Here is a 20,972-nt window from a genome sequence, read left to right on the forward strand (position 1 = left end):
CACTGATGTCCAGTCTGGCAGATGCAATCGTCCAGAGTGACCTGGACATCGCCCCGCTGTTGTTGCCCGCACAAATCTTGCGCAACGACGCTCAAGCCATCAAGGCGGCCCACGAACTGGCGCAAGTCGCCCGCCAGCAAGCAGCCAAACGAGACCAGCAGCGCAAGCTCCCATGGTCGGAAATCGAGCAGTTCACCCGCAGCGGCCTGGGCAGTATTTCCATCCCCCGCGAGTACGGTGGCCCGCAGGTTTCGTTCGTCACCCTGGCCGAGGTCTTCGCGATCATTTCCGCCGCCGACCCGGCGCTTGGGCAGATCCCGCAAAACCAGTTCGGCATTCTTAACCTGGTGCTCGGCAGCGCCACCGAAGCGCAGAAACAACAACTGTTCAAAAGCGTCCTGGAAGGCTGGCGCATCGGCAATGCCGGGCCGGAACGCGGCACCAAAAACACCCTGGAACTGAAGGCGCGCATCACCGCTGACGGCGTCCTCAATGGCCAGAAGTTCTATTCCACCGGCGCACTGTTCGCTCATTGGGTCGCGGTCAAAGCGCTGAACGACGATGGCAAGCAGGTGCTGGCGTTCATCCGTCGTGGCACACCGGGATTGCGCATTGTCGATGACTGGTCCGGTTTTGGTCAGCGCACCACCGCCAGCGGCACGATTTTGCTCAACAACGTGCAGGCCGATCCCGAACTGGTGGTGGATAACTGGCGGATCAACGACACGCCGAACATCCAGGGTGCCGTCTCGCAGCTGATTCAAGCGGCCATCGACGCCGGCATCGCCCGAGGCGCCATCGACGACGCCATCGACTTCGTGAAAACCCGCGCCCGGCCGTGGATCGACGCCAAGGTCGAGCGGGCCAGCGATGACCTGTACGTGATCGCCGATATCGGCAGGTTGAAAATCGAACTGCACGCCGCCGAAGCGCTGCTGCGCAAGGCCGGGCAAGTGCTCGATGACGTCAGCGCCGCACCACTCACCGCCGAGTCCGCCGCCCGCGCCTCGATTGCCGTGGCCGAAGCCAAAGTGCTGACCACCGAGATTTCGTTGCTGGCCAGCGAAAAGCTGCTCGAACTGGCCGGCAGCCGCGCGACCCTCGCCGAATTCAACCTCGACCGCCACTGGCGCAACGCCCGGGTGCACACCCTGCACGACCCGGTGCGCTGGAAGTATCACGCGGTCGGCGCCTATCGCCTCAACGGCACGCTGCCTAATCGCCATTCCTGGATCTGACGACCAGACATCTGGAGAAACATATGACAAGTTCTCACCACGTCGCGATCATCGCCAGCGATGAACAAGCTCTGATCGTCGCCAGCGACCTCGCCGAAGACTTCAAACGCGACAGCGCCACACGCGACCGCGAGCGCCGCTTGCCACACCCGGAACTGGAAGTGTTTTCCCGATCGGGCCTGTGGGGCATCAGCGTGCCAAAAGAGTATGGCGGCGCCGGCGTTTCCAACGTCACCCTGGCCAAGGTCATCGCCTTGATCGCCCGGGCCGACGGCTCCCTGGGGCAGATCCCGCAAAACCATTTCTATGCCCTCGAAGTATTGCGGGTGAACGGCAGCCACGAGCAGAAGCAACGCCTGTACGCCGAAGTTTTGGCCGGTCAACGCTTCGGCAATGCGTTGGCCGAACTCGGCACTAAAACCGCACACGATCGCGTCACGAGCCTGACTCGCGACGCCAGCGGCTATCGCATCAATGGTCGCAAGTTCTACGCCACGGGCGCGATCTACGCCCAGCGCATTCCCACCTCGGTGGTGGATCAAAACGGCGTGCAGCAACTGGCGTTCGTCCCACGCAACAGCAAGGGCCTGAGCGTGATCGACGACTGGAGCGGCTTTGGCCAACGCACCACCGGCAGCGGTTCGGTGGTGTTCGAAGATGTCTACGTCGCAGCCGAAGATGTGATCCCCTTTCAAAGCGCTTTCGAGCGCCCGACTCCGGTCGGCCCGCTGGCGCAGATTCTCCATGCTGCCATCGACACCGGCATCGCCCGCGCCGCGTATGAAGATGCGCTGCATTTCGTGCGCACGAAAACCCGGCCCTGGATCGACGCCACCCACGAAAAAGCCACGGACGATCCGCTGACCCTCAAGAGCTTCGGCCACCTGAGCATTCGCCTGCACGCCGCCGAGGCGCTGCTGGAACGTGCCGGTGAATTGCTCGACAAGGCCCAGGCCGACACGCAGGCCGAGACCGTCGCGGCCGCCTCGATTGCCGTCGCCGAAGCCCGCGCCCTCAGCACCGAAATCTCCCTGGCCGCCGGCAGCACACTGTTCGAACTGGCCGGCAGCCAGGCGACCCTGATTGAGCACAGCCTGGATCGCCACTGGCGCAACGCCCGGGTGCACACCCTGCACGATCCGGTGCGCTGGAAGTACCACGCTGTCGGCAATTACTACCTCAACGATGAAAACCCGCCACTGCGGGGGACCATTTGATGACCGCCGCGAAAAAGAAGATCCTGCTCAACGCGTTCAACATGAACTGCATCGGGCACATCAACCACGGTTTGTGGACGCACCCGCGCGACACATCAACCCGCTACAACACCCTCGAGTACTGGACCGAACTGGCGCAGTTGCTGGAGCGTGGGCTGTTCGACGGCCTGTTCATCGCCGACATCGTCGGGGTCTACGACGTTTACCAGAGCTCGGTGGACGTGCCGTTGAAAGAGTCGATCCAGTTGCCGGTCAACGATCCGCTGCTGCTGGTCTCGGCCATGGCGGCGGTGACGAAAAACCTCGGTTTCGGCCTGACCGCCAACCTCACCTACGAAGCGCCGTATCTGTTCGCCCGCCGTCTGTCGACCCTGGATCACCTGAGCCGTGGGCGGGTCGGCTGGAACATCGTCACCGGCTATCTCGACAGCGCCGCCAAGGCCATGGGCCTGAGCGAACAGGTCGAGCATGACCGCCGCTATGACCAGGCCGATGAGTACCTGGAGGTGCTCTACAAACTCCTGGAAGGCAGTTGGGAAAATGGCGCGGTGCTCAACGATCCACAGCAACGGATCTACGCGCAGCCGGACAAAGTGCACAAGGTCGAGCACAAGGGCGAGTTCTATCAGGTCGAGGGTTATCACCTGTGCGAACCCTCGCCCCAGCGCACGCCGGTGCTGTTCCAGGCCGGCAGTTCGGATCGCGGTTTGCTGTTCGCCGGGCGACATGCCGAGTGCGTGTTCATCAGTGGCCAGACCAAGGCATCGACCAAGGCGCAGGTGGACAAGGTGCGCGCCAGCGCCGTCGAAGCCGGGCGCAATCCCGAGGACATCAAGGTGTTCATGGGCCTGAACGTGATCGTTGGCGCCACCGAGGAGCTGGCCTGGACCAAGCACGCCGAGTACCTGAGCTACGCCAGTGCAGAGGCCGGCGTGGCGCACTTCTCGGCGTCCACCGGGATCGATTTTTCTCAGTACGAAATCGACGAGCCGATCCAGTACGTGAAGAGCAACGCCATCCAGTCCGCCACCAAGCATCTGCAAAACAACGACTGGACCCGACGCAAATTACTCGAACAACACGCCCTCGGCGGTCGCTACATCACCGTGGTCGGTTCACCGCAGCAAGTGGCGGATGAACTGGAATCGTGGATCGCCGAGACCGGGCTGGATGGCTTCAACCTGACCCGCATCGTCACGCCGGAAAGCTATGAGGACTTCATCGAGCTGGTGATCCCCGAGTTGCAACGGCGGGGCTCTTACAAGACCGCGTACGACGACGGGACCTTGCGCGAAAAGCTGTTTCAGCGGGAGGCGCATCTGCCTGAGCAACATACCGGCTCGACTTACCGACGCTAAAAGCATCGCGAGCAAGCTCGCTCCCACAGGGATTGTGTGAACACCCGAGATCCACTGTGGGAGCGAGCTTGCTCGCGATGAGGCCCGAACAGACACCACAAATTTAATGCACTGACTGGATAACTCATCATGAAAAAGAACTACCTCTCCCACCCAGTCAAAGCACTGGCCCTGGCCCTCGGCCTGTTCAGCTCGGTGACCTTCGCCGCCGACGCCCCGCTGAAAATCGGCACTACCGCCGCCTTCGCCATCCCCCTGGAAGCAGCGGTCGAAGAAGCCGGCAAACAAGGCCTGAAGGTCGAACTGGTGGAGTTCACCGACTGGATCGCACCGAACGTCAGCCTCGCCGCTGGCGACATCGACGTGAACTACTTCCAGCACATCCCGTTCCTGGAAAACGCCAAGGCAGCATCAGGTTTCGATCTGGTGCCGTTCGCGCCGGGGATCATCAACAACGTCGGTCTCTACTCGAAGAAATACAAAAGCTTCGACGAACTGCCCCAAGGCGCCAGCGTGGCCATCGCCAACGATCCGATCAACAGCGGCCGTGGCTTGCAGCTGCTGGCCAAGGCAGGGCTGATCACCCTCAAGCCCGGCGTCGGCTACAAGGCCACCGAAGAAGACATCATCGCCAACCCGAAGCACATCAAGATCCTCCAGGTCGAAGCCGTGCAACTGGTACGTGCCTATGACGATGCCGATCTGGTACAGGGCTACCCGGCCTACATTCGCTTGTCGAAAACCTTCGACGCGGGCTCCGCGCTGCTGTTCGATGGCCTCGATCACAAGGAATACGTGATTCAGTTCGTGATCCAGCCCAAGAGCAAAACCGACCCGCGCCTGATCAAGTTCGTCGACATCTACCAGCACTCACCGGCTGTGCGCGCCGCACTGGATAAAGCCCACGGCAAGCTCTATCAAGCCGGCTGGGAAAGCTGAGCATGACCGCCGCCATCCAACGGCGACTGGAGATTCCAGAGCCGCAAAGCGCAGAGCGCACTGAGCTGCATCCCGAACTCAACCATGCCCACGTACGCTTCATCGGCCTGGGTAAAACCTACAACGGCCAGCAAGGACCGGTGGCCGCGTTGCACGGCATCGACCTGGCGATCCAGCGCGGCGAAGTGTTCGGCATCATCGGCCGCAGCGGCGCCGGCAAGTCGTCGCTGATCCGCACCATCAATCGCCTGGAACAGCCAAGCAGCGGTCGGGTGCTGATCGATCAAGTGGACATCGGCGAGTTCGACGAAGACCGACTGGTGGCGCTGCGACGGCGCATCGGCATGATCTTCCAGCACTTCAACCTGATGTCGGCCAAGACCGTTTGGCAGAACGTCGAACTGCCGTTGAAAGTCGCTGGCGTGCCCAAGGAACAACGCGAGCGCAAAGTCCGTGAACTGCTGGAACTGGTGGGTTTGCAGGCCAAACACAAGGCTTACCCGGCGCAGTTGTCCGGCGGGCAGAAACAGCGCGTGGGCATTGCCCGGGCGCTGGTGCATGACCCGGAAATCCTGCTGTGTGACGAAGCCACCTCGGCACTGGACCCGGAGACTACGCAGTCGATTCTCGGCCTGCTGCGCGAGATCAATCAACGCCTGGGCCTGACCATTGTGCTGATCACCCACGAGATGGCGGTGATCCGTGAGATCTGTGATCGGGTGGTGGTGCTGGAGCACGGGAGAATCGTCGAGCAAGGCCCGGTGTGGGAAGTGTTCGGCAATCCACAGCATGAGGTCAGCAAGACATTGCTGGCGCCGTTGCAACACGCATTGCCGCAAGAACTGCAAAGCCGTCTGTTGGCGCAATCGGGTGCCTGCGACGCCGCTGTGGTCCTGCGCTTGCAGTTCACCGGCAGCCAACGCGACGAACCGGATCTGGCGGCACTGTTCAGCGCCCTCGGAGGCCGCGTGCGATTGTTGCAAGGCGGCGTGGAACGGATTCAGGGCCATGCGCTTGGGCAACTGCTGCTGGCGGTGACCGGCTCGTCCCTCGATGCCGAGGAGTTGTGTCAGCGCGCCTCTCATTGGGCGCAACAGGTGGAGGTACTGGGTTATGTGGTTTGATCGCCTGCTGCAGGGTTTTATCGACACCTTCCTGATGGTCGGCGTGTCGTCGTTGATCGCGCTGTTGGCGGGCATTCCGCTGGCAGTGATCCTGGTCACCAGCTCCAAGGGCGGCATCTACGAAGCACCGGCGCTGAACCGAGTGTTGGGGGCGTTCGTGAACTTGTTCCGCTCGGTGCCTTTCCTGATCCTGATGGTCGCTTTGATTCCGTTCACCCGGCTCATCGTCGGCACCACTTACGGCGTGTGGGCCGCCGTGGTGCCGTTGACCATCGCCGCTACGCCTTTCTTTGCGCGCATTGCCGAAGTCAGCTTGCGCGAGGTCGACCACGGTTTGATCGAAGCGGCGCAAGCCATGGGCTGCCGGCGCTGGCACATCGTTTGGCATGTGTTGTTGCCGGAAGCGCTGCCGGGGATTGTTGGCGGGTTCACCATCACCCTGGTGACGATGATCAACTCCTCGGCCATGGCCGGGGCGATTGGCGCCGGTGGACTGGGCGACATTGCCTATCGGTATGGGTATCAGCGGTTTGATAGCCAGATCATGTTGACGGTGATTGTGTTGCTGGTGGCGTTGGTGGCGGTGATTCAGCTCGGTGGGGATCGGTTGGCGCGGGGTCTCAACAAGCGGTAGCCCTGTAGGAGCGAGCCTGCTCGCGATGGAGGTCAACGATAACGCGGGAAACCAGATTCCCCGTGGCGCCCTCAGGTTTTTCGCGAGCAAGCTCGCTCCTACATGAGTGGCGATTCTGGCGATATTTCGTACAAAGAAATCAGCGTTTCCGAAGGCCCGTTCCCTTTCCTTTGCAGGAAGTTTCCTAGATCATTTCGCTCGCTTGCGCCTGCCAAATCCGGTGGCTAGTCTCCGTCCGTCACTGCTCATCAGTGATCGGGTTTAGTAGCCCGGAACAATAGGCGCATAGCGATTCCATGCTCATGTCCGGCAAATTTTGCCGCATGCAGAATATGGTGGCTGTGCGTGGGGCACCTTCGGGTGCACCGGTTTTCCTATTGACCGGCCTACTAACCTGCGTACAGCCGCCACCCAATCGTTTAGTAGGCGATAAGTGATGGCTCCCATGCAGCAATAGGAGCAACACTCATGGAAAAATCCGTACCCGATCCACCTCCCGAAAATCCCGACAACGAAACCATCACCGAAGACCCGCTCAGAGATCGCTCCGTGCTTTATCGGGCCATCGATTTCTACCTCACCGGCAAGCAACCCGCACCGCCCGATGAAATGCGCTTCTACAACGTCAGCAACGACGTGAGTTTTGAAGACACTCAGTTGTATGTGGCCGATCTGCTGCGCTGTGCTTCGGTCACGGCGTATCAGTGTGGCGATCAACTCAAGGGCGCCGACCGTGCGATGGTGTACTCGATCTGGCATTTGCTGGAGATTGCCAAGGCGATGGTGGATCACTCCATTGAATGTCTGGGGATGAAAAAGGGCTGAGCCATCTGTTGTCAGTACCAACGCCATCGCGAGCAAGCTCGCTCCCACAGTTGATCCTCAGTGCAGACCAAATTTGTGCACGGCGCGAATCATTGTGGGAGCGAGCTTGCTCGCGATGGGCTGCGAAGCAGCCCCCGGCATGATGGCGTATATTCGACCCATCCCACTTGCCCGCGCAGCCGACCATGAAGCAAACACCTGACGACCTCGAACAGATCACCTCCACGACCCTCGGCCATTACAACGCGGTCGCCGAAGACTTCCGTGAAGGCACCCGCGATCACGACGTCAGCCAGAACATCGATGCCCTGCTGCGGCACATTCAGGGCGATGCGCCTTTCGACATTCTCGATTTCGGCTGCGGGCCGGGTCGGGATTTGCAAACCTTCACCCGTATGGGCCACAGGGCTGTCGGCCTCGACGGTTCGGAAAAACTCGCGCAGATGGCCCGTGAGGACAGTGGTTGCGAGGTCTGGCAGCAGGACTTTTTGAAGCTTGATCTGCCGGCCGAGCGTTTCGACGGGATCTTTGCCAACGCGGTGCTGTTTCATGTTCCGCGTCAGGAATTACCACGGGTGTTGAAGCAGTTGTGGGGAGCGCTGAAACCGGGTGGGGTGTTGTTCAGTTCCAATCCCCGTGGCGAGAATCAGGAAGGCTGGAACGGGCCGCGTTATGGGTCGTATCACGACCTGGCGGCCTGGCAGCATTTGTTGATCGAGGCGGGGTTTGTGGAGCTGGAGCATTACTACCGGCCGACAGGGCTGCCGCGGGAGCAGCAGCCCTGGTTGGCGAGTGTCTGGCGTAAAGCTGTGTAGCCCATTCGGACGCCATCGCGAGCAAGCTCGCTCCCACAGTGGATTGCGGTCAACCTGTGGGAGCGAGCTTGCTCGCGATGAGCGCGAAGCGCTCGCTTTTTAAACAGCGTCTTTCTTCGGCTCGCGAATCTTGTACCAGGCCACATACAGCGCCGGCAAAAACAGCAGCGTCAGCAAGGTGGCGATAACGATCCCGCCGATCATCGCGTAGGCCATCGGCCCCCAGAACACTTCCCGGGCAATCGGGATCATCCCCATGCTCGCCGCCGCTGCGGTCAGCAGGATCGGCCGGCGCCGATGTTCGGTGGCCTGTACCACTGCATCCCACGGTGCATAACCCTTCAGCTCGTATTCCTCGATCTGGGTCACCAGGATCACCGAGTTGCGAATGATGATACCGATCAGCGCCAGAATCCCGAGGATCGCCACGAAGCCCATGGGCGTGCCTGTCGGCACCAGCGCGATCACCACGCCGATCAGCCCCAGCGGCGCGACGCTGGCCACCAGGAACAGCTTCTGCACGCTGTGCAGCTGGATCATCAGGAAGGTCGCCATCAAGAACAGCATCAGCGGCACAACTTTGGCAATCGGTCCCTGGGCCTTGCCGCTTTCCTCCACCGTACCACCGGTGGCGACTTTGTAGCCCGCCGGCAATTTGGCAGCGAAATCGTCGATGGACGGCTTGAGGATTTTCACCAGGTCCGTCGGCTGGATCTCGTCGCGTATCGCCGCCTTGATGGTGATGGTCGGCAGGCGATCGCGACGCCACACCAGCGGCTGCTCCAGTTCGTAGCGCACCGTGGCGAACGCCAGCAGCGGAATCGACGTGCCGCTTGGCGTGACGATTTGCAGGTTCTGCAGGGTTTCCGGCGTACCGCGTTCGGAATCCACCGCGCGACCGACCACGTTGATCAGGTAAATGTCGTCATCGACCTGAGTCACTGACTGGCCGCTGACGATGCCGTTCATCAGGTTGGCCACATCCTCCGAAGACAACCCCAACTGCCGCGCCTTGTCCTGGGCGATGTCGATCCGCAGCACTTTGCCCGGTTCGTTCCAGTCGTAGATGATCTCGCCAATGTGCGGGTTCTTGTCCAGCTCAGTGGCCAGGTCGATGGCATGTCGGCGCACCTGGTCGACGTCCTTGCCGCTGACCCGGTACTGGATCGGACGCCCTACCGGCGGGCCCATTTCCAGTGCCTGGACATAACTGCCGATGCCAACGAAGTCGTTGCGCAAGCGCTCGCGAAGCTTCTGCATCATGGCCTCACGGGTATGACCTTTGCTGACGATCACCAGCTGCGCGTAGAACGGGTTTTGCAGTTGCTGGTCCAGTGGCAGATAGAAGCGAATGGCACCCTGGCCGACGTAGGTGCTCCAGCGCACGATGTCCGGATCGTCCTTGAGCGTGGCTTCAAGACGATCGACGGCCCGGCGGGTTTCGTCGATCGAGGCGTTTTGCGGCAGGTTCAGGTCCACCAGGATTTCCGGCCGATCCGAAGACGGGAAGAACTGGTTCTGCACGTAGCGCATGCTGAACACCGCCAGTACAAAGCACAGTACGGTGATGCCAATAGCCCACCAGCGATTGCGCATGCACCACAGCAGCCCGCCATTGAACGCCTTGCCGATACGCCCGGGTTCGCCTTCATGGGGTTTCACGTTGGTACTGAGAATGTGCACGCCGATCACCGGCGCAAACAATACCGCCACCACCCACGACACCAGCATCGCGCAGGCAATCACCGCAAACAGGGTGTAGGTGTATTCACCGGCCGAGCTGGCGTTCAAGCCGATCGGCACGAAGCCCGCCACCGTCACCAGCGTGCCGGTAAGCATCGGGAACGCCGTGGAGGTGTAGGCGAAGGTCGCCGCCTGCTCCTTGGTCTCACCCAACTCCAGACGCGTAACCATCATTTCCACGGTGATCATCGCATCGTCCACCAGCAGGCCGAGGGCGATGATCAGTGCACCGAGGGAAATCCGCTGCATGGTGATGCCGCTGTATTCCATGAACACGAACACCATCGCCAGCACCAACGGGATCGAGCAAGCCACCACCAGCCCGGCACGCACGCCAAGGCTGACGAAGCTGACCAACAGTACGATCACCACGGCCTCGAACAACGCGCTGGTAAAGCCGCCAACGGCCTCCTCCACCACCACGGCCTGGTCGGAGACGTTGTCAATGCCGACACCGACCGGCAGGTCGGCGGTCAACTGGTCAATACGGGTGTGCAGGGCCTTGCCGAACGCCTGGACGTTGCCACCCTTCTGCATGGCAATCGCCAGGCCGATGGCCGGTTTGCCGTTGAAGCGGAATTCCGGCGAGGCCGGATCGACGTAGCCGCGGCTGATTTCGGCAATGTCGGCCAGACGATAGAAGCGGTCATTGAGCTTGAGGTTGACCTCGGCCAGGTCTTTCTCCGAAGCGAACTGCCCCGAAGTGCGCACCGAAATCCGCTCCGGCCCGGCCTCGATGACACCCGCCGGGGTCACGGAGTTCTGGGTTTGCAGGCTCTGCACCACCTGACGCTGATCGATGCCCAGCGCAGCGAGTTTGCGCGTGGAGAAGTTCAGGTACAGCACTTCGTCCTGCTGGCCGACCATTTCGATCTTGCCCAGCCCCGGCACGCCGCGAATTTCCATGCGGGCCTGTTCCACGTAGTCGCGCAACTGACGCATGGTCAGGCCGTCGGCGGTGAAGGCGTAGATCGACCCGAAGACGTCACCGAACTCGTCGTTGAACGACGGCCCCTGTATGCCTTGCGGGAACTGGTATTTGATGTCGTTGATCTTCTTGCGCACCTGGTACCAGATTTCCGGGATGTCCTTGGCACTGGTGGTGTCGCGCAGGTTCACGTACACCGTCGATTCGCCGGGGCGCGTGTAGCTTTTCACATAGTCGAGGGAGTCGAGCTCCTCGAGCTTCTTCTCGATCCGGTCAGTGATCTGTTCGAGGGTTTCCTCCTGGGTCGCCCCCGGCCATTTGCTCTGGATCACCATGGTCTTGATGGTGAACGAAGGGTCTTCTTCGCGCCCCAGGTTGAAATACGAGAACACACCCATCAACAACGCGACGAACATCAGATACCAGATGAACGACTGATGCTTGAGGGCCCATTCCGAGAGGTTGAAAGGCCCTTTCATTGACTGTCCTCGTCGATTTTCACTTGTTGCCCCGGCTTGAGGCTGTTCACACCGGCACTGACCACCCGCTCGCCGTTCTTCACGCCGCCAGCCAGCACCACGGTGCTGTCGGTACGGCTGATCACGGTGATGTCACGGGGGGAGACGGTTTTACTCTGTGCATCAATCACCCAGATGCGTGGCTTGCCATCGACCTCCTGCAGCGCGGTGACAGGCAACTCGATACGCGGCTTGATCGCCGAGCTCAGGGTGACGCTGATGGCTGTGCCGAGGCGAAAGCCATCTGGTGTTTCAGCCAGGCTCAGGCGGGCGCGACGGGTGCGTGTGGCGCTTTGAGCCTGAGGTTCGATTTCACGGATGATGGCGGTGGTGTTGATGCTCGGATCCAGCTGCGCAGCGACCAGAAACACCACATCGCTGGGCAGTTGATCGACCAGGGTATCGGGCAGGTCGATCACCGCTTCCTTGATGTCCGGTTGCGCCAGAGTCACCACTTGCTGACCGGCCGTTACCACTTGCCCGGCCTCGGCGCTCCATTGGGTGACCACGGCTTTATGGTCGGCGCGCAGCTCGGTGTAGCCCAGTTGGTCCTTGCTCTGGTTGACGGCCGCCCGGGCCTGATCGAGGGAGGCCTGGGTGGTTTTGAGGTCCGTGTTGGCCTCGTCGAGTTGCGCTTGCGCGCCGACCCCACGATCAAACAGGGCTTGCTGGCGCAGGGCACTGGCCTTGGCATTGATCAGTTGCGCCTGAATTTTCGACAGGTCGCCCTGGGCCGAACGCAATTGGTTCTGCTGGTCGGAAGGGTCGAGGGTGGCGAGCAGCGTACCCTTCTCCACCTCGGCGCCGACATCGACGTTACGGCTGGCGATTCGCCCGTCCACGCGGAAGCCGGTATTGCTTTCATAGCGCGCCTGGATGCTACCGGCGAAGCGGCCCAGGTCCTCTTCGCTCAAGGTCTGGACCTTGATCGACAACACCGGCCGTACCGGCGCCGGCGGCGGTTCGTTTTTGGAACAGGCGCTCAGCACCAGCCCGATGGACAACGCCCATAAAGGCTTCATGGCTTGGCTCCCCACGTCAGATCCTTGTAAGTGTTTTCGGCAATTTCGACTTCCATGTCCGGGTGCAAGAGTTGTCCGCCGGCGATGATGACTTTGTCCCCGTCCTTCAACCCGCCGCTGATGATGACCTTGCCGGTCAGGTAGCGGCCGACCGTGACTGAATGCAATTGGGCCTTGCCCTTGTCGTCGACAATCCAGACAGCGGGGGCACTGATGTTTTTGGTCAGCGCCGACCACGGCAACTCGATGACCGACTTGCCCGATCCGCTGGCCGTGGCACTCACCACCGAACCCAACTGCATGCCGTCGGGCAGTTTGTCGAGGCCGACCTTGACCTGCACGGTTCCGGATTGCGCCGACACCGCCGGGGTGATTTCGCGTACGGTGCCAGTGGTTTTGATCGCAGGGTTATCGACCAGGCTGAGGACAATGGTGTGATCTCTCGGCTTCTCGGCCAGCAGCGATTCGTAGACGTTGAACACCGCATCCCGGTCGCCGTCACGGGCCAGGCTGAAGATGGGCATCGTCGCCTGCACCACCTGGCCGACTTCCGCCTGGCGCTCGGTAATGATCCCCGGTGCATCGGCGATCAGCGCCGTATAGCTCAACTGATCCTTGGCATTGGCCAACTGCGCCTTGGCAGCGCTCAGGGCGCTCTGGCTGCTGTGCAAGGTTGCCTGGGCCGAGTCGTATTCGCTCTGGCTGGTGTAACCCTTGGGCAGCAATTTTTGCTGACGCACGAACGCCGCCGCACTTTGCGTCACCCGCGCTTGTTCGGCGACGACTTGCGCCTGGGCCGAATCGACATTGGTCTGCAAATCCTTGGGGTCGAGCCGGGCCAGCACTTGCTTGGCGGTCACTCGATCACCGACGTCGACCGAGCGCTGGATGATCTTGCCACCCACGCGGAAAGACAGCTCCGTCTGTACCCGGGCCTGGATATCACCGGTGAGGGTAACCGGGACCGCGTAATCGGCCGGCTTAACGACTTGCACGAACACCCGTGGCAGGTATTCCTGCACGGGTTTTTTCTCGTCGCAAGCCGTCAGCAGGGTGACGACACTCAAGGCCATGACTACTTTAAATCCGGGAACCACCATGCAAACTCCTTGGCCTTTTCCATGTACAACTCGACAGAGAGCTTAGAACAGGATTGGAACCTTGCACGAGCGTCTTATGAAGAAAAAGCTCACACTCTTTCAGCCCTGAAACACTTGCCATAGACGCCTGTGCATGCCTGACAATGAGCCCCGGTCGATCCCCCCTCAGGAACCCAAATGCTCAAGACCCTCGCGGTGGCCAATTACCGTTCGATCAACAAACTGGTGATCCCGCTGGGACGGCTGAATCTGATCACCGGCCCCAACGGCAGCGGCAAGTCCAACCTGTACCGTGCGCTGCGCCTGCTGGCGGAAACCGCCCACGGCGGGGTGGTCAATGCCCTGGCCCGTGAAGGTGGCCTGGATTCGACCTTCTGGGCCGGTCCGGAAACCATCTCCCGGCGCATGCGCACTGGCGAAGTCGCCATCGAGCCCACCGTGCGCCAGGGCGTCAAACGCCTGCGCCTGGGGTTTGCGGGAGAGGATTTCGGCTACTCGATCAGCCTCGGCCTGCCCGATTCCAATGGCCATTTCATGCTGCCCGGACGCAGCACGCCGATACCGTCTTATTTCAGCCTCGACCCGCAGATCAAACGCGAATGCCTGTGGGCCGGAGCGTTCTATCGCCCGGCCAGTCTGCTGGTCGATCGTGACGGCCCGATGATCCGTGCCCGCGCCGATCGAAAGTGGGATGTATTGGCGCAGCACACGCCGACTTTCGACAGCCTGTTCGATCAGGTCGGCAGCCTGCGCAGTTCGCCGGAAGTGCTGGAGATGCGCGAGTTCATCCGCCGCTGGCGCTTTTACGATCACTTTCGCAGCGATGCCGACGCCCCGGCGCGGCAACCGCAACTAGGCACCCGCACGCCGGTGCTGCACCACGACGGACGCGATCTGGCGGCGGCCTTGCAGACGATCATCGAAATTGGCGATCCCGAGGCCTTGCGGGCGGCGATCAGCGACGCCTTCCCCGGTGCACGACTGAACATCGAACCTCTGCCGGGTGGGCGCTTCGCCATCGAGTTCTTTCAGGAAGGTTTGTTGCGGCCGCTGTCGGCTGCCGAATTGTCGGACGGAACGTTGCGTTACCTGCTGCTGGTCGCGGCGCTGCTGACGCCACGCCCGCCGACGCTGATGGTGCTGAACGAACCGGAAACCAGCCTGCACCCGGATCTGCTGCCGGCGCTGGCGCGCTTGATCATCCGCGCGTCCGAGCAGTGTCAGGTGTGGGTGGTGTCCCACGCCCGACGTTTGATTTCGGCGCTGCAGGAGGACCCGGAGTGCAATTGCATCGTGCTGGAGAAGAATCTCGGACAGACCGGGATTGTCGGGCAGCGGATGCTGGATGAGCCGGCGTGGTATTGGCCGGAGTGAACGGCGCGTAATTTGACGGGAGATGGAAGACGTCTATTTTCCCTTGCGCCGTAGGAAGGATCTTTTTTTCGAAGCGCCTCTCCAAGGACGAACCACTTTTGGCCAGACTCCCGGCCAAAATCTCACAAGGACGAGAACATGGCAGACGTACAAACGCCGCAACGGCTGGATCCGCAGGACATTCTGAAACTCTTGATGGCGTTGCGCAGGGCCTTGAAGGCCACGCCGGCCTGAGCAATCCAGAGTCAACTGGCTCCCTGTGGCGAGGGGGCTTGCCCCCGTTGGGCTGCGAAGCGGCCCCGAACAGATCTCCCGCGCTCCCCTGGGCAAATGCTGCGCATTCGAACGGGGCGATGCGGCGGCCCGACAAGCCCCCTCGCCACAGTTAAATCGAGCACCCATAAAAAAACGCCGACGCTAAATCGGCCGTCGGCGTTTGAAACCTTGAAGGGGTTTGCTTCGCGAATCAGAACGCAGGCAGTACCGCGCCGCTGTACTTCTTCTCGATGAAGGCTTTCACTTCCGGGCTGGTCAGGGCCTTGGCCAGTTTCTGGATGGCAACGCTGTCCTTGTTGTCCGGACGGGCCACCAGGAAGTTCACATAAGGCGAATCGGCACCTTCGATCACCAGGGCGTCTTTAGCCGGGTTCAGACCCGCTTCCAGCGCGTAGTTGGTGTTGATCATGTCCAGGTCGACCTGATCCAGCACACGCGGCAACATCGCGGACTCAAGCTCCTTGAACTTGAAGTTGTGCGGGTTCTTGGCGATGTCTTTCGGCGTGGCCAGGGCGTTTTTCGGGTCTTTCAACTCGATCAGGCCAGCCTTCTGCAGCAGGATCAGGGCACGGCCGCTGTTGCTGCCTTCGTTCGGGATGGCGATGGTCGCGCCGTCTTTCAGCTCAGCCAGGGTTTTGACTTTCTTCGAGTAGCCGCCGAAGGGTTCAACGTGAACACCGATCACGGTTTCCAGGTGAGTGCCTTTGCCTTCGTTGAAGCTCTTCAGGTACGGCAGGGTCTGGAAGTAGTTGGCGTCCAGACGCTTCTGATCGACCTGCACGTTCGGCTGAACGTAGTCGGTGAAGACTTTGATTTCCAGGTCCACGCCTTCTTTGGCGAGGGTTGGCTTGATCAGCTCGAGAATCTCGGCGTGTGGAACCGGGGTCGCGGCAACCACCAGTTTCTCGCCAGCCTGGGCCAGGCCCGCGGTCAGGGCAGCCGCCAGTGCGGTGAACAACAGAACCTTTTTCATGCAGTGTCCTTATCGAAAATCACAGTCGCTTGTGGCGACGGCTTGAACATGAGAGTGCCAGTGAAGTGCTATCGCTGGCGTGAAGCGGACAATACCGGGATTTTTTATTCCCGAACAATAACTTTTATTCAAGTTGATATTCCATTTTGAAATAATCTAGATCTCTGCTCATCGTTGTTCAAACACCGCGCAGCTTGATGATCTGCTCGCCAATCTCATGGGTGAATGACTCCAGAGCGTCCAGCGCATCGCTTCGAAATTTCTGGGCACTGAAACCCTCAGTCAGTGATGGCCAGTAGTCTTGAAGCAATGCGTCGGCTTTGGCAGCGTACTTTTCCGAATTCGCGACCACGAATGCTGATTTGGCAGCGATACCCACCCCACTGGTGACCGTTTTTGCCGTCAACACGTTGTTTAGCCGGCTTTGTAATTTGACCGTACTTCTCAATGCCTCATTTGCCGTGGAAACAGCGCCGTGTAGACGCCGCCCCACCGCCACCCGCGCTGCCCCTCGCTGTGCAGCCACCACGTCTGCCAGGGAGCCGACACTTTTCGTCAACGCAAAGCCAATGCCTTTACTGCCAATTTTTGCAACCGCGGTGGCCCCCAACGACACCACTCCCAGCGCCAGCGACGAGTAGGTCAATATCTGGGCGCCAAGGCTATCCGGGGCCAGTTCATCGACAACCGCGGAGGCAATTGAAACTGTCGCGGAAATGACCTCCAGGGTTAAAAAGGCCAAGGCGTTGGCCGAGATCGGCACGAGTGGTGCGGTTGCGCCCATGGTCACGACGGTGAGGGCAATCGCGGCGGCGGCCAGGGCGGCAGTCACTCCGATTTTCACCCATCCCAGGGTCGGGATATGCCCGGTGGGATCCTTGAGATTGACCGGATCCCCCAGACAATAGGCATAGGCATTGAGGCCGCCACCCTCAAAGGGGCTCCAACTGTCGGGGCTGTGAAATCGCATCAATCGGGGGTTGTAGGCCCGATACCCCCTGCCGAGCAGGTAACACCCGGTTGAAGGGTCCAGTCGCTCACCCTGAAACCCCAGCAGGGCGCCAAGTCCGCTCGATGCGGGGCGATCACCATAAGGAAGGCAGGACAAAACAGATTCGTCTTGAGATCCAAGGCGAGCAAGGGCGGTGCCCTGACCATCCGTGACAAACAAGACAACATCGTCACCTTGCTGCTCGGCCAAGTACTTGCCGTCGCCTGACAACAGACTGCGTCGATGGTTACCCGCCACTTCGCTGCACAGCGCATGTTCGCTATGGAAAAGCCTGATCAACTCTGCGGATTCGGCAGCCACCGCATGCAATTGATCTTCGCCGTCGAATTGATAGTGCGTGCGACCGCCAGCGCTGGCGACACTCTCGAGCCGACTCAGCGTGTCATACCTGAACGTGCGCCCCTGGTTATCATTGAGCAGATTACCGTTGGCATCGTATTCGAAACTCACTTGCCCGGGCTGATAGTGCGCGTGACTGTGAGTCATTGAACTCAACTGGGTTTTGTCAGGACGATCGTAGGAAAACCTGCACAGGTTCTCCTCCCCATCGAACCCCGTACGCACCGTCAACAGGTTGTCGAGGTAGTCGTAGGTGAACGCCTGAAAATCAATGCGTTTTCCCCAGGCATCGATCGGTGCCTGCGTGCCTTCACAGTCATAGCGCGTCAGACGCCCGCGGCTGTCGTAGGCGAAGGTTTCTGTACGTGACTGCGCACCGGACACCAGCGATCGTTGCTGAAGTTTGTCATCGGCCCCAAACGCTTGAATGACCTCCAGGCGAGATCCGTCGCCGAACTGCGAAATACGCTGAATCTCACGACCGAACTCATCGTGAACCAAGGTGGTCGTCAGCGAACGTTTCGAGGCGGTGTCCTCGACACTCAATGTCAGCAACTGGCCCTGGGCACCGTAGGCGTACTTCGCCAGAACCGGTCCCTGCCGTATTTCCACGGGCCGCGCCGCAGCGTCATGGATGTAAGCAGTTTCTACATCGTTGACATCGATAAAGCTGATGGGCCGCCCATTCAATGAACGGGTAGTGGCAGTGCCGAAGCGGCCTTCGCTGGAGATCCACTCCCGGGACTTTTCTTTGCCCGACCTGGAGTACTCAAACCGGCGCTGAATGGCAGGGCTGGAAGTTTCGACGAGTTGCCCGGTCAATGGATCAAATCGATGCCTGGCTGATTCCGCGTGGCCGCCCATCCGCGCGGTCACTGCCCCGTTGAGCATGGGATCAAGGGCGAACCTGAAAACATCGCCCGCCGCCGTCACTTGCTGCAAAGCTTGAGCACCACCCCCCTCATAGGTCCTGGTTTCGGTTCTGCCGCCGACGGTCGTACGAGTGACACGCAACAAACCGTCGTAAGTCCGGGTGCCCAATACGTAGTCATCGGCACTGATTTCGATTGGATGATCACCCGTGCTCAGGGGGTCATACTTTTTTTTTATCGAAGTGCCATCCGGCAGAATCGTCTCGATCAGACGCCCGTAAAGGTCATAACGGAAGCTCGTTTCGAATCCCGCCTCGTTGGTTTGCGTCAGGCAACGCCCAAGTCCGTCGTAGGTAAAAGTCGCGGTGATAGTGACCGCACCTTCGGAGTCGATGCGTTCTTCCCGGTCCGGCTTACCGAACACGTTCAATACAGAACGGGTTTTTCCAGCGCCGTCGAGCCAGCAAGTTCGAGTCAATGAAACCGGGTCAAACACATCGTTTACCGGGACACCGTCAGGACCTACCGTTCTGCATACGCGCCCCCAGCCGTCGTGGCTGTAGGTCGTGGTTGACTCGGTGGCCTTGCCCTCGGACCAGTCCTGGCTGACTTCGCTCACCAGTCGCCCAAAATTGTCGTAGTGGGCCTCATAGGTCAGACGTAATGGTCTGTCGGCTGAATCGAAATCCTGAACCTTGACCTTGGTCGTGCGCCCGACCCCGTCGAGCCAAATCTTGCTCAGCACTCCCCGTATGTTGGTGATGCCGATGGTTGCGCCGTCCTCTGACTGGCTTTCGCCGAAGAATTCAGTGATGCGTGACGCGATATCCGTTCCATCGAATGCCGCTGTCTCGCGAACGACACGGTTCAGATTGTCGTACTTCTTCAACAACTCATTGCCGCCCCCATCCCGAAGCTTGACTTCCTGTCCGATAAATCGGTCATGCCAGACATTGCGATCATGCCTTTCACTACCCACGAACAATCGTTGAAGGGTTTTTACCCAATCTCCATCAATTGAATATTTGAATTCGAGACGGCGGTGACCGTTGTGCCCGGTTTGCGAGCGACTCTTGAGGCGTCCGTAAAATTCATCGCTGGCATCATCGATGTACTCGAATCGAGTATCCACGCATGGCTTGTTGTTCCCGCCGTCAAACAGCCTTTCGCTTTGAGGCAACAAAAACCGATGACCACCTTCGCGCATGGAGGGCAAATCGATGTAGGAAAAACGGACAATGACTGTCGGCGCCGGGGCAAAATCAGGTGAAGGCGTGACCGATCGCTCCTTCAATGCCGTGATGAAGCCCAGTGGATTGGGGGGGCAACCCTCGGCACCTTCGGCCGGATAATAGACGTAGTCCTCCCGGGCTCCGCTCGGATTGATCTGCGTTAGCAGATTGCCGAATTCATCATAGGTCGTATGGGTGGTTTCGGTTCGGCGCGTGGCGCTCGCGGAAGTATCGACATAACTGACGACAGCTGTTTTCTGCAGTTGGAAATGGGCGGGCTGACCGGAGAAATCCAGACCGTCAACATCGTGATAGACAATCGTTTTGTGCTGCACCTTGCCGTTGGCAATGGACTTTTCCGAGATCATCAGGTGAAAGCGGTTGTAGGTTCTTTCGATGCGACTCAGTTCAACCGCATTAACACCCTCCCCCGCAACCAGGCGTTCGGTGCAGGAGTAGGTGTAAGGTCCTTTGTGCCCATGCAGATGGTCCCCGTTCTGCACCCAACGAAGTCCCGATTGATAGCCGAGGAAATTTTTGTCGGAGTATTCATAGACACGGGTGATCGTCGGCAACCCTGTACCCGGCACCAGAACACTGCGCCGCACCGCCGGCAAGGCATTGATCGGTGCCCCGAGCGGCAACCGATGCTTCTGAGGAGCGTACTCGATACGCTCGACACTGCCGCCCGGCGCGCGGACATCCGTCATGACCAGAAAACCATCGAGTAACTGGTAATCGAATGACCATGCAAGGTGCTCGGCAGAACCGTGATCAAGGGTTATCTGCCGAAGCCAACCATCACGAACCCGCAAAACAAAATTCAAGCGTCTTGGCGGATGATCAGGCCATACGGTAATGCTGGCGGGTTGATCTTTCGTTTCATGACTCAGGGCCACGACGCGTTGTTGCTGATCGTGAATTTCGTGCAGGACGCGACGGCCCCGCACCAACATGTATTTCAGATTGATCGAGCGCCCTTCGTTGGAGAAGACATGTTCGGGCAACCATTCATCATAAGTTTCATCCGGCCTGACCAACCTCTCGATCAGACCGTTTTTATGGCTGACAACCAGGTTGTCGCCGTCGAGCGTGACCCGAGTGTCTTGAAGCTTTTTATCCCGGACGATGAGCTGCCCTCTGCTGATGTAGACACGGTAAGAAACACCGCTTGCAAGGGTCAGCTTACGGGTCTTTCGATTGTAGGAGCTCAAGCCCAATGACCAACCGCGTCCCCAACCGAAATCCGTTGTGCGGAAACTATCGAATGAAATACTGAAGGGTATCAGCGGACCGTTGATATTGTTGGCCACCCACCCCGCGAGATTAATGCTGGTACTATAAGAGCCGGTACGGACGTCCACTCCAGACTGTATAAACTCAGAAAAATTGAACGCGCTGGATTCCACTTCTGGCATAGCTGTACTCATCAT

At 59.9% G+C, this 20,972-nt stretch carries 14 protein-coding genes; 9 read left to right on the forward strand and 5 right to left on the reverse strand.

The genetic code is table 11. The annotated features are described in order from the left end of the window. Positions 1 to 5 precede the first annotated feature (5 nt). The 8 genes from KW840_RS13040 to KW840_RS13075 all read left to right on the forward strand — a co-directional run bounded on the left by KW840_RS13040 (position 6) and on the right by KW840_RS13075 (position 8,150). A complete protein-coding gene (locus KW840_RS13040; RefSeq protein WP_057712483.1) occupies positions 6 to 1,238 on the forward strand; it encodes an SfnB family sulfur acquisition oxidoreductase in 1,233 nt (410 codons plus the stop codon). A gap of 23 nt (positions 1,239 to 1,261) precedes the next feature. Beyond that, positions 1,262 to 2,455, forward strand: a complete 1,194-nt coding sequence (locus KW840_RS13045; RefSeq protein WP_218495362.1) for an SfnB family sulfur acquisition oxidoreductase — start codon at positions 1,262 to 1,264, stop codon at positions 2,453 to 2,455. Then, on the forward strand, positions 2,455 to 3,813 hold the full coding sequence (locus tag KW840_RS13050) for an LLM class flavin-dependent oxidoreductase (RefSeq protein ID WP_218495364.1): 1,359 nt from the start codon (positions 2,455 to 2,457) through the stop codon (positions 3,811 to 3,813). The genes KW840_RS13045 and KW840_RS13050 overlap by 1 nt, the downstream gene beginning before the upstream one ends. Before the next feature lie 129 nt (positions 3,814 to 3,942). Next, the gene (locus KW840_RS13055; RefSeq protein ID WP_057712486.1) at positions 3,943 to 4,752 is read left to right on the forward strand and encodes a MetQ/NlpA family ABC transporter substrate-binding protein; all 810 of its coding nucleotides are present in this window, start codon (positions 3,943 to 3,945) and stop codon (positions 4,750 to 4,752) included. Positions 4,753 to 4,754: 2 nt separating this feature from the next. Further along, positions 4,755 to 5,876 carry a methionine ABC transporter ATP-binding protein gene (locus KW840_RS13060; RefSeq protein ID WP_218495383.1) on the forward strand — a complete coding sequence of 374 codons (1,122 nt, stop codon included), beginning with the start codon at positions 4,755 to 4,757 and terminating at the stop codon, positions 5,874 to 5,876. Next, a complete protein-coding gene (locus KW840_RS13065) occupies positions 5,866 to 6,510 on the forward strand; it encodes a methionine ABC transporter permease (RefSeq protein ID WP_102701880.1) in 645 nt (214 codons plus the stop codon). The genes KW840_RS13060 and KW840_RS13065 overlap by 11 nt, the downstream gene beginning before the upstream one ends. Before the next feature lie 468 nt (positions 6,511 to 6,978). Further along, positions 6,979 to 7,335 (forward strand): DUF6124 family protein, encoded by a 357-nt coding sequence (locus KW840_RS13070; RefSeq protein WP_218495385.1) that lies wholly within the window; start codon positions 6,979 to 6,981, stop codon positions 7,333 to 7,335. A 185-nt stretch (positions 7,336 to 7,520) separates the two neighbouring features. Next, complete coding sequence (locus KW840_RS13075) at positions 7,521 to 8,150, forward strand: bifunctional 2-polyprenyl-6-hydroxyphenol methylase/3-demethylubiquinol 3-O-methyltransferase UbiG (protein WP_218495387.1); 630 nt, start codon at positions 7,521 to 7,523, stop codon at positions 8,148 to 8,150. A 99-nt stretch (positions 8,151 to 8,249) separates the two neighbouring features. Here KW840_RS13075 and KW840_RS13080 read toward each other — a convergent pair whose 3' ends face one another. The 3 genes from KW840_RS13080 to KW840_RS13090 are packed head-to-tail and all read right to left on the reverse strand — an operon-like array spanning position 8,250 to position 13,461. Then, a complete protein-coding gene (locus tag KW840_RS13080) occupies positions 8,250 to 11,300 on the reverse strand; it encodes an efflux RND transporter permease subunit (protein WP_057712490.1) in 3,051 nt (1,016 codons plus the stop codon). After that, positions 11,297 to 12,361 (reverse strand): efflux RND transporter periplasmic adaptor subunit, encoded by a 1,065-nt coding sequence (locus KW840_RS13085; RefSeq protein WP_057712491.1) that lies wholly within the window; start codon positions 12,359 to 12,361, stop codon positions 11,297 to 11,299. The genes KW840_RS13080 and KW840_RS13085 overlap by 4 nt, the downstream gene beginning before the upstream one ends. Continuing rightward, on the reverse strand, positions 12,358 to 13,461 hold the full coding sequence (locus tag KW840_RS13090; protein WP_057712492.1) for an efflux RND transporter periplasmic adaptor subunit: 1,104 nt from the start codon (positions 13,459 to 13,461) through the stop codon (positions 12,358 to 12,360). Before KW840_RS13090 ends, KW840_RS13085 begins: the two co-directional genes overlap by 4 nt. 177 nt (positions 13,462 to 13,638) lie before the next feature. On the opposite strand from KW840_RS13090, the gene KW840_RS13095 reads away from it, so the two are divergent. Then, positions 13,639 to 14,835, forward strand: a complete 1,197-nt coding sequence (locus KW840_RS13095; protein ID WP_057712493.1) for an AAA family ATPase — start codon at positions 13,639 to 13,641, stop codon at positions 14,833 to 14,835. Between the two features lie 466 nt (positions 14,836 to 15,301). Here the strand turns inward: KW840_RS13095 and KW840_RS13100 are convergent, their stop codons facing one another. Together KW840_RS13100 and KW840_RS13105 are read right to left on the reverse strand one after the other, a co-directional pair. Beyond that, a complete protein-coding gene (locus tag KW840_RS13100) occupies positions 15,302 to 16,084 on the reverse strand; it encodes a MetQ/NlpA family ABC transporter substrate-binding protein (protein ID WP_007972924.1) in 783 nt (260 codons plus the stop codon). 178 nt (positions 16,085 to 16,262) lie between these two features. Continuing rightward, positions 16,263 to 20,957, reverse strand: a complete 4,695-nt coding sequence (locus KW840_RS13105; protein WP_218495389.1) for an RHS repeat domain-containing protein — start codon at positions 20,955 to 20,957, stop codon at positions 16,263 to 16,265. Between the last annotated feature and the right edge of the window lie 15 nt (positions 20,958 to 20,972).

This window comes from Pseudomonas sp. PDM30 (assembly GCF_019218985.1).
Classification (GTDB): Bacteria; Pseudomonadota; Gammaproteobacteria; order Pseudomonadales; family Pseudomonadaceae; genus Aquipseudomonas; species Aquipseudomonas jessenii.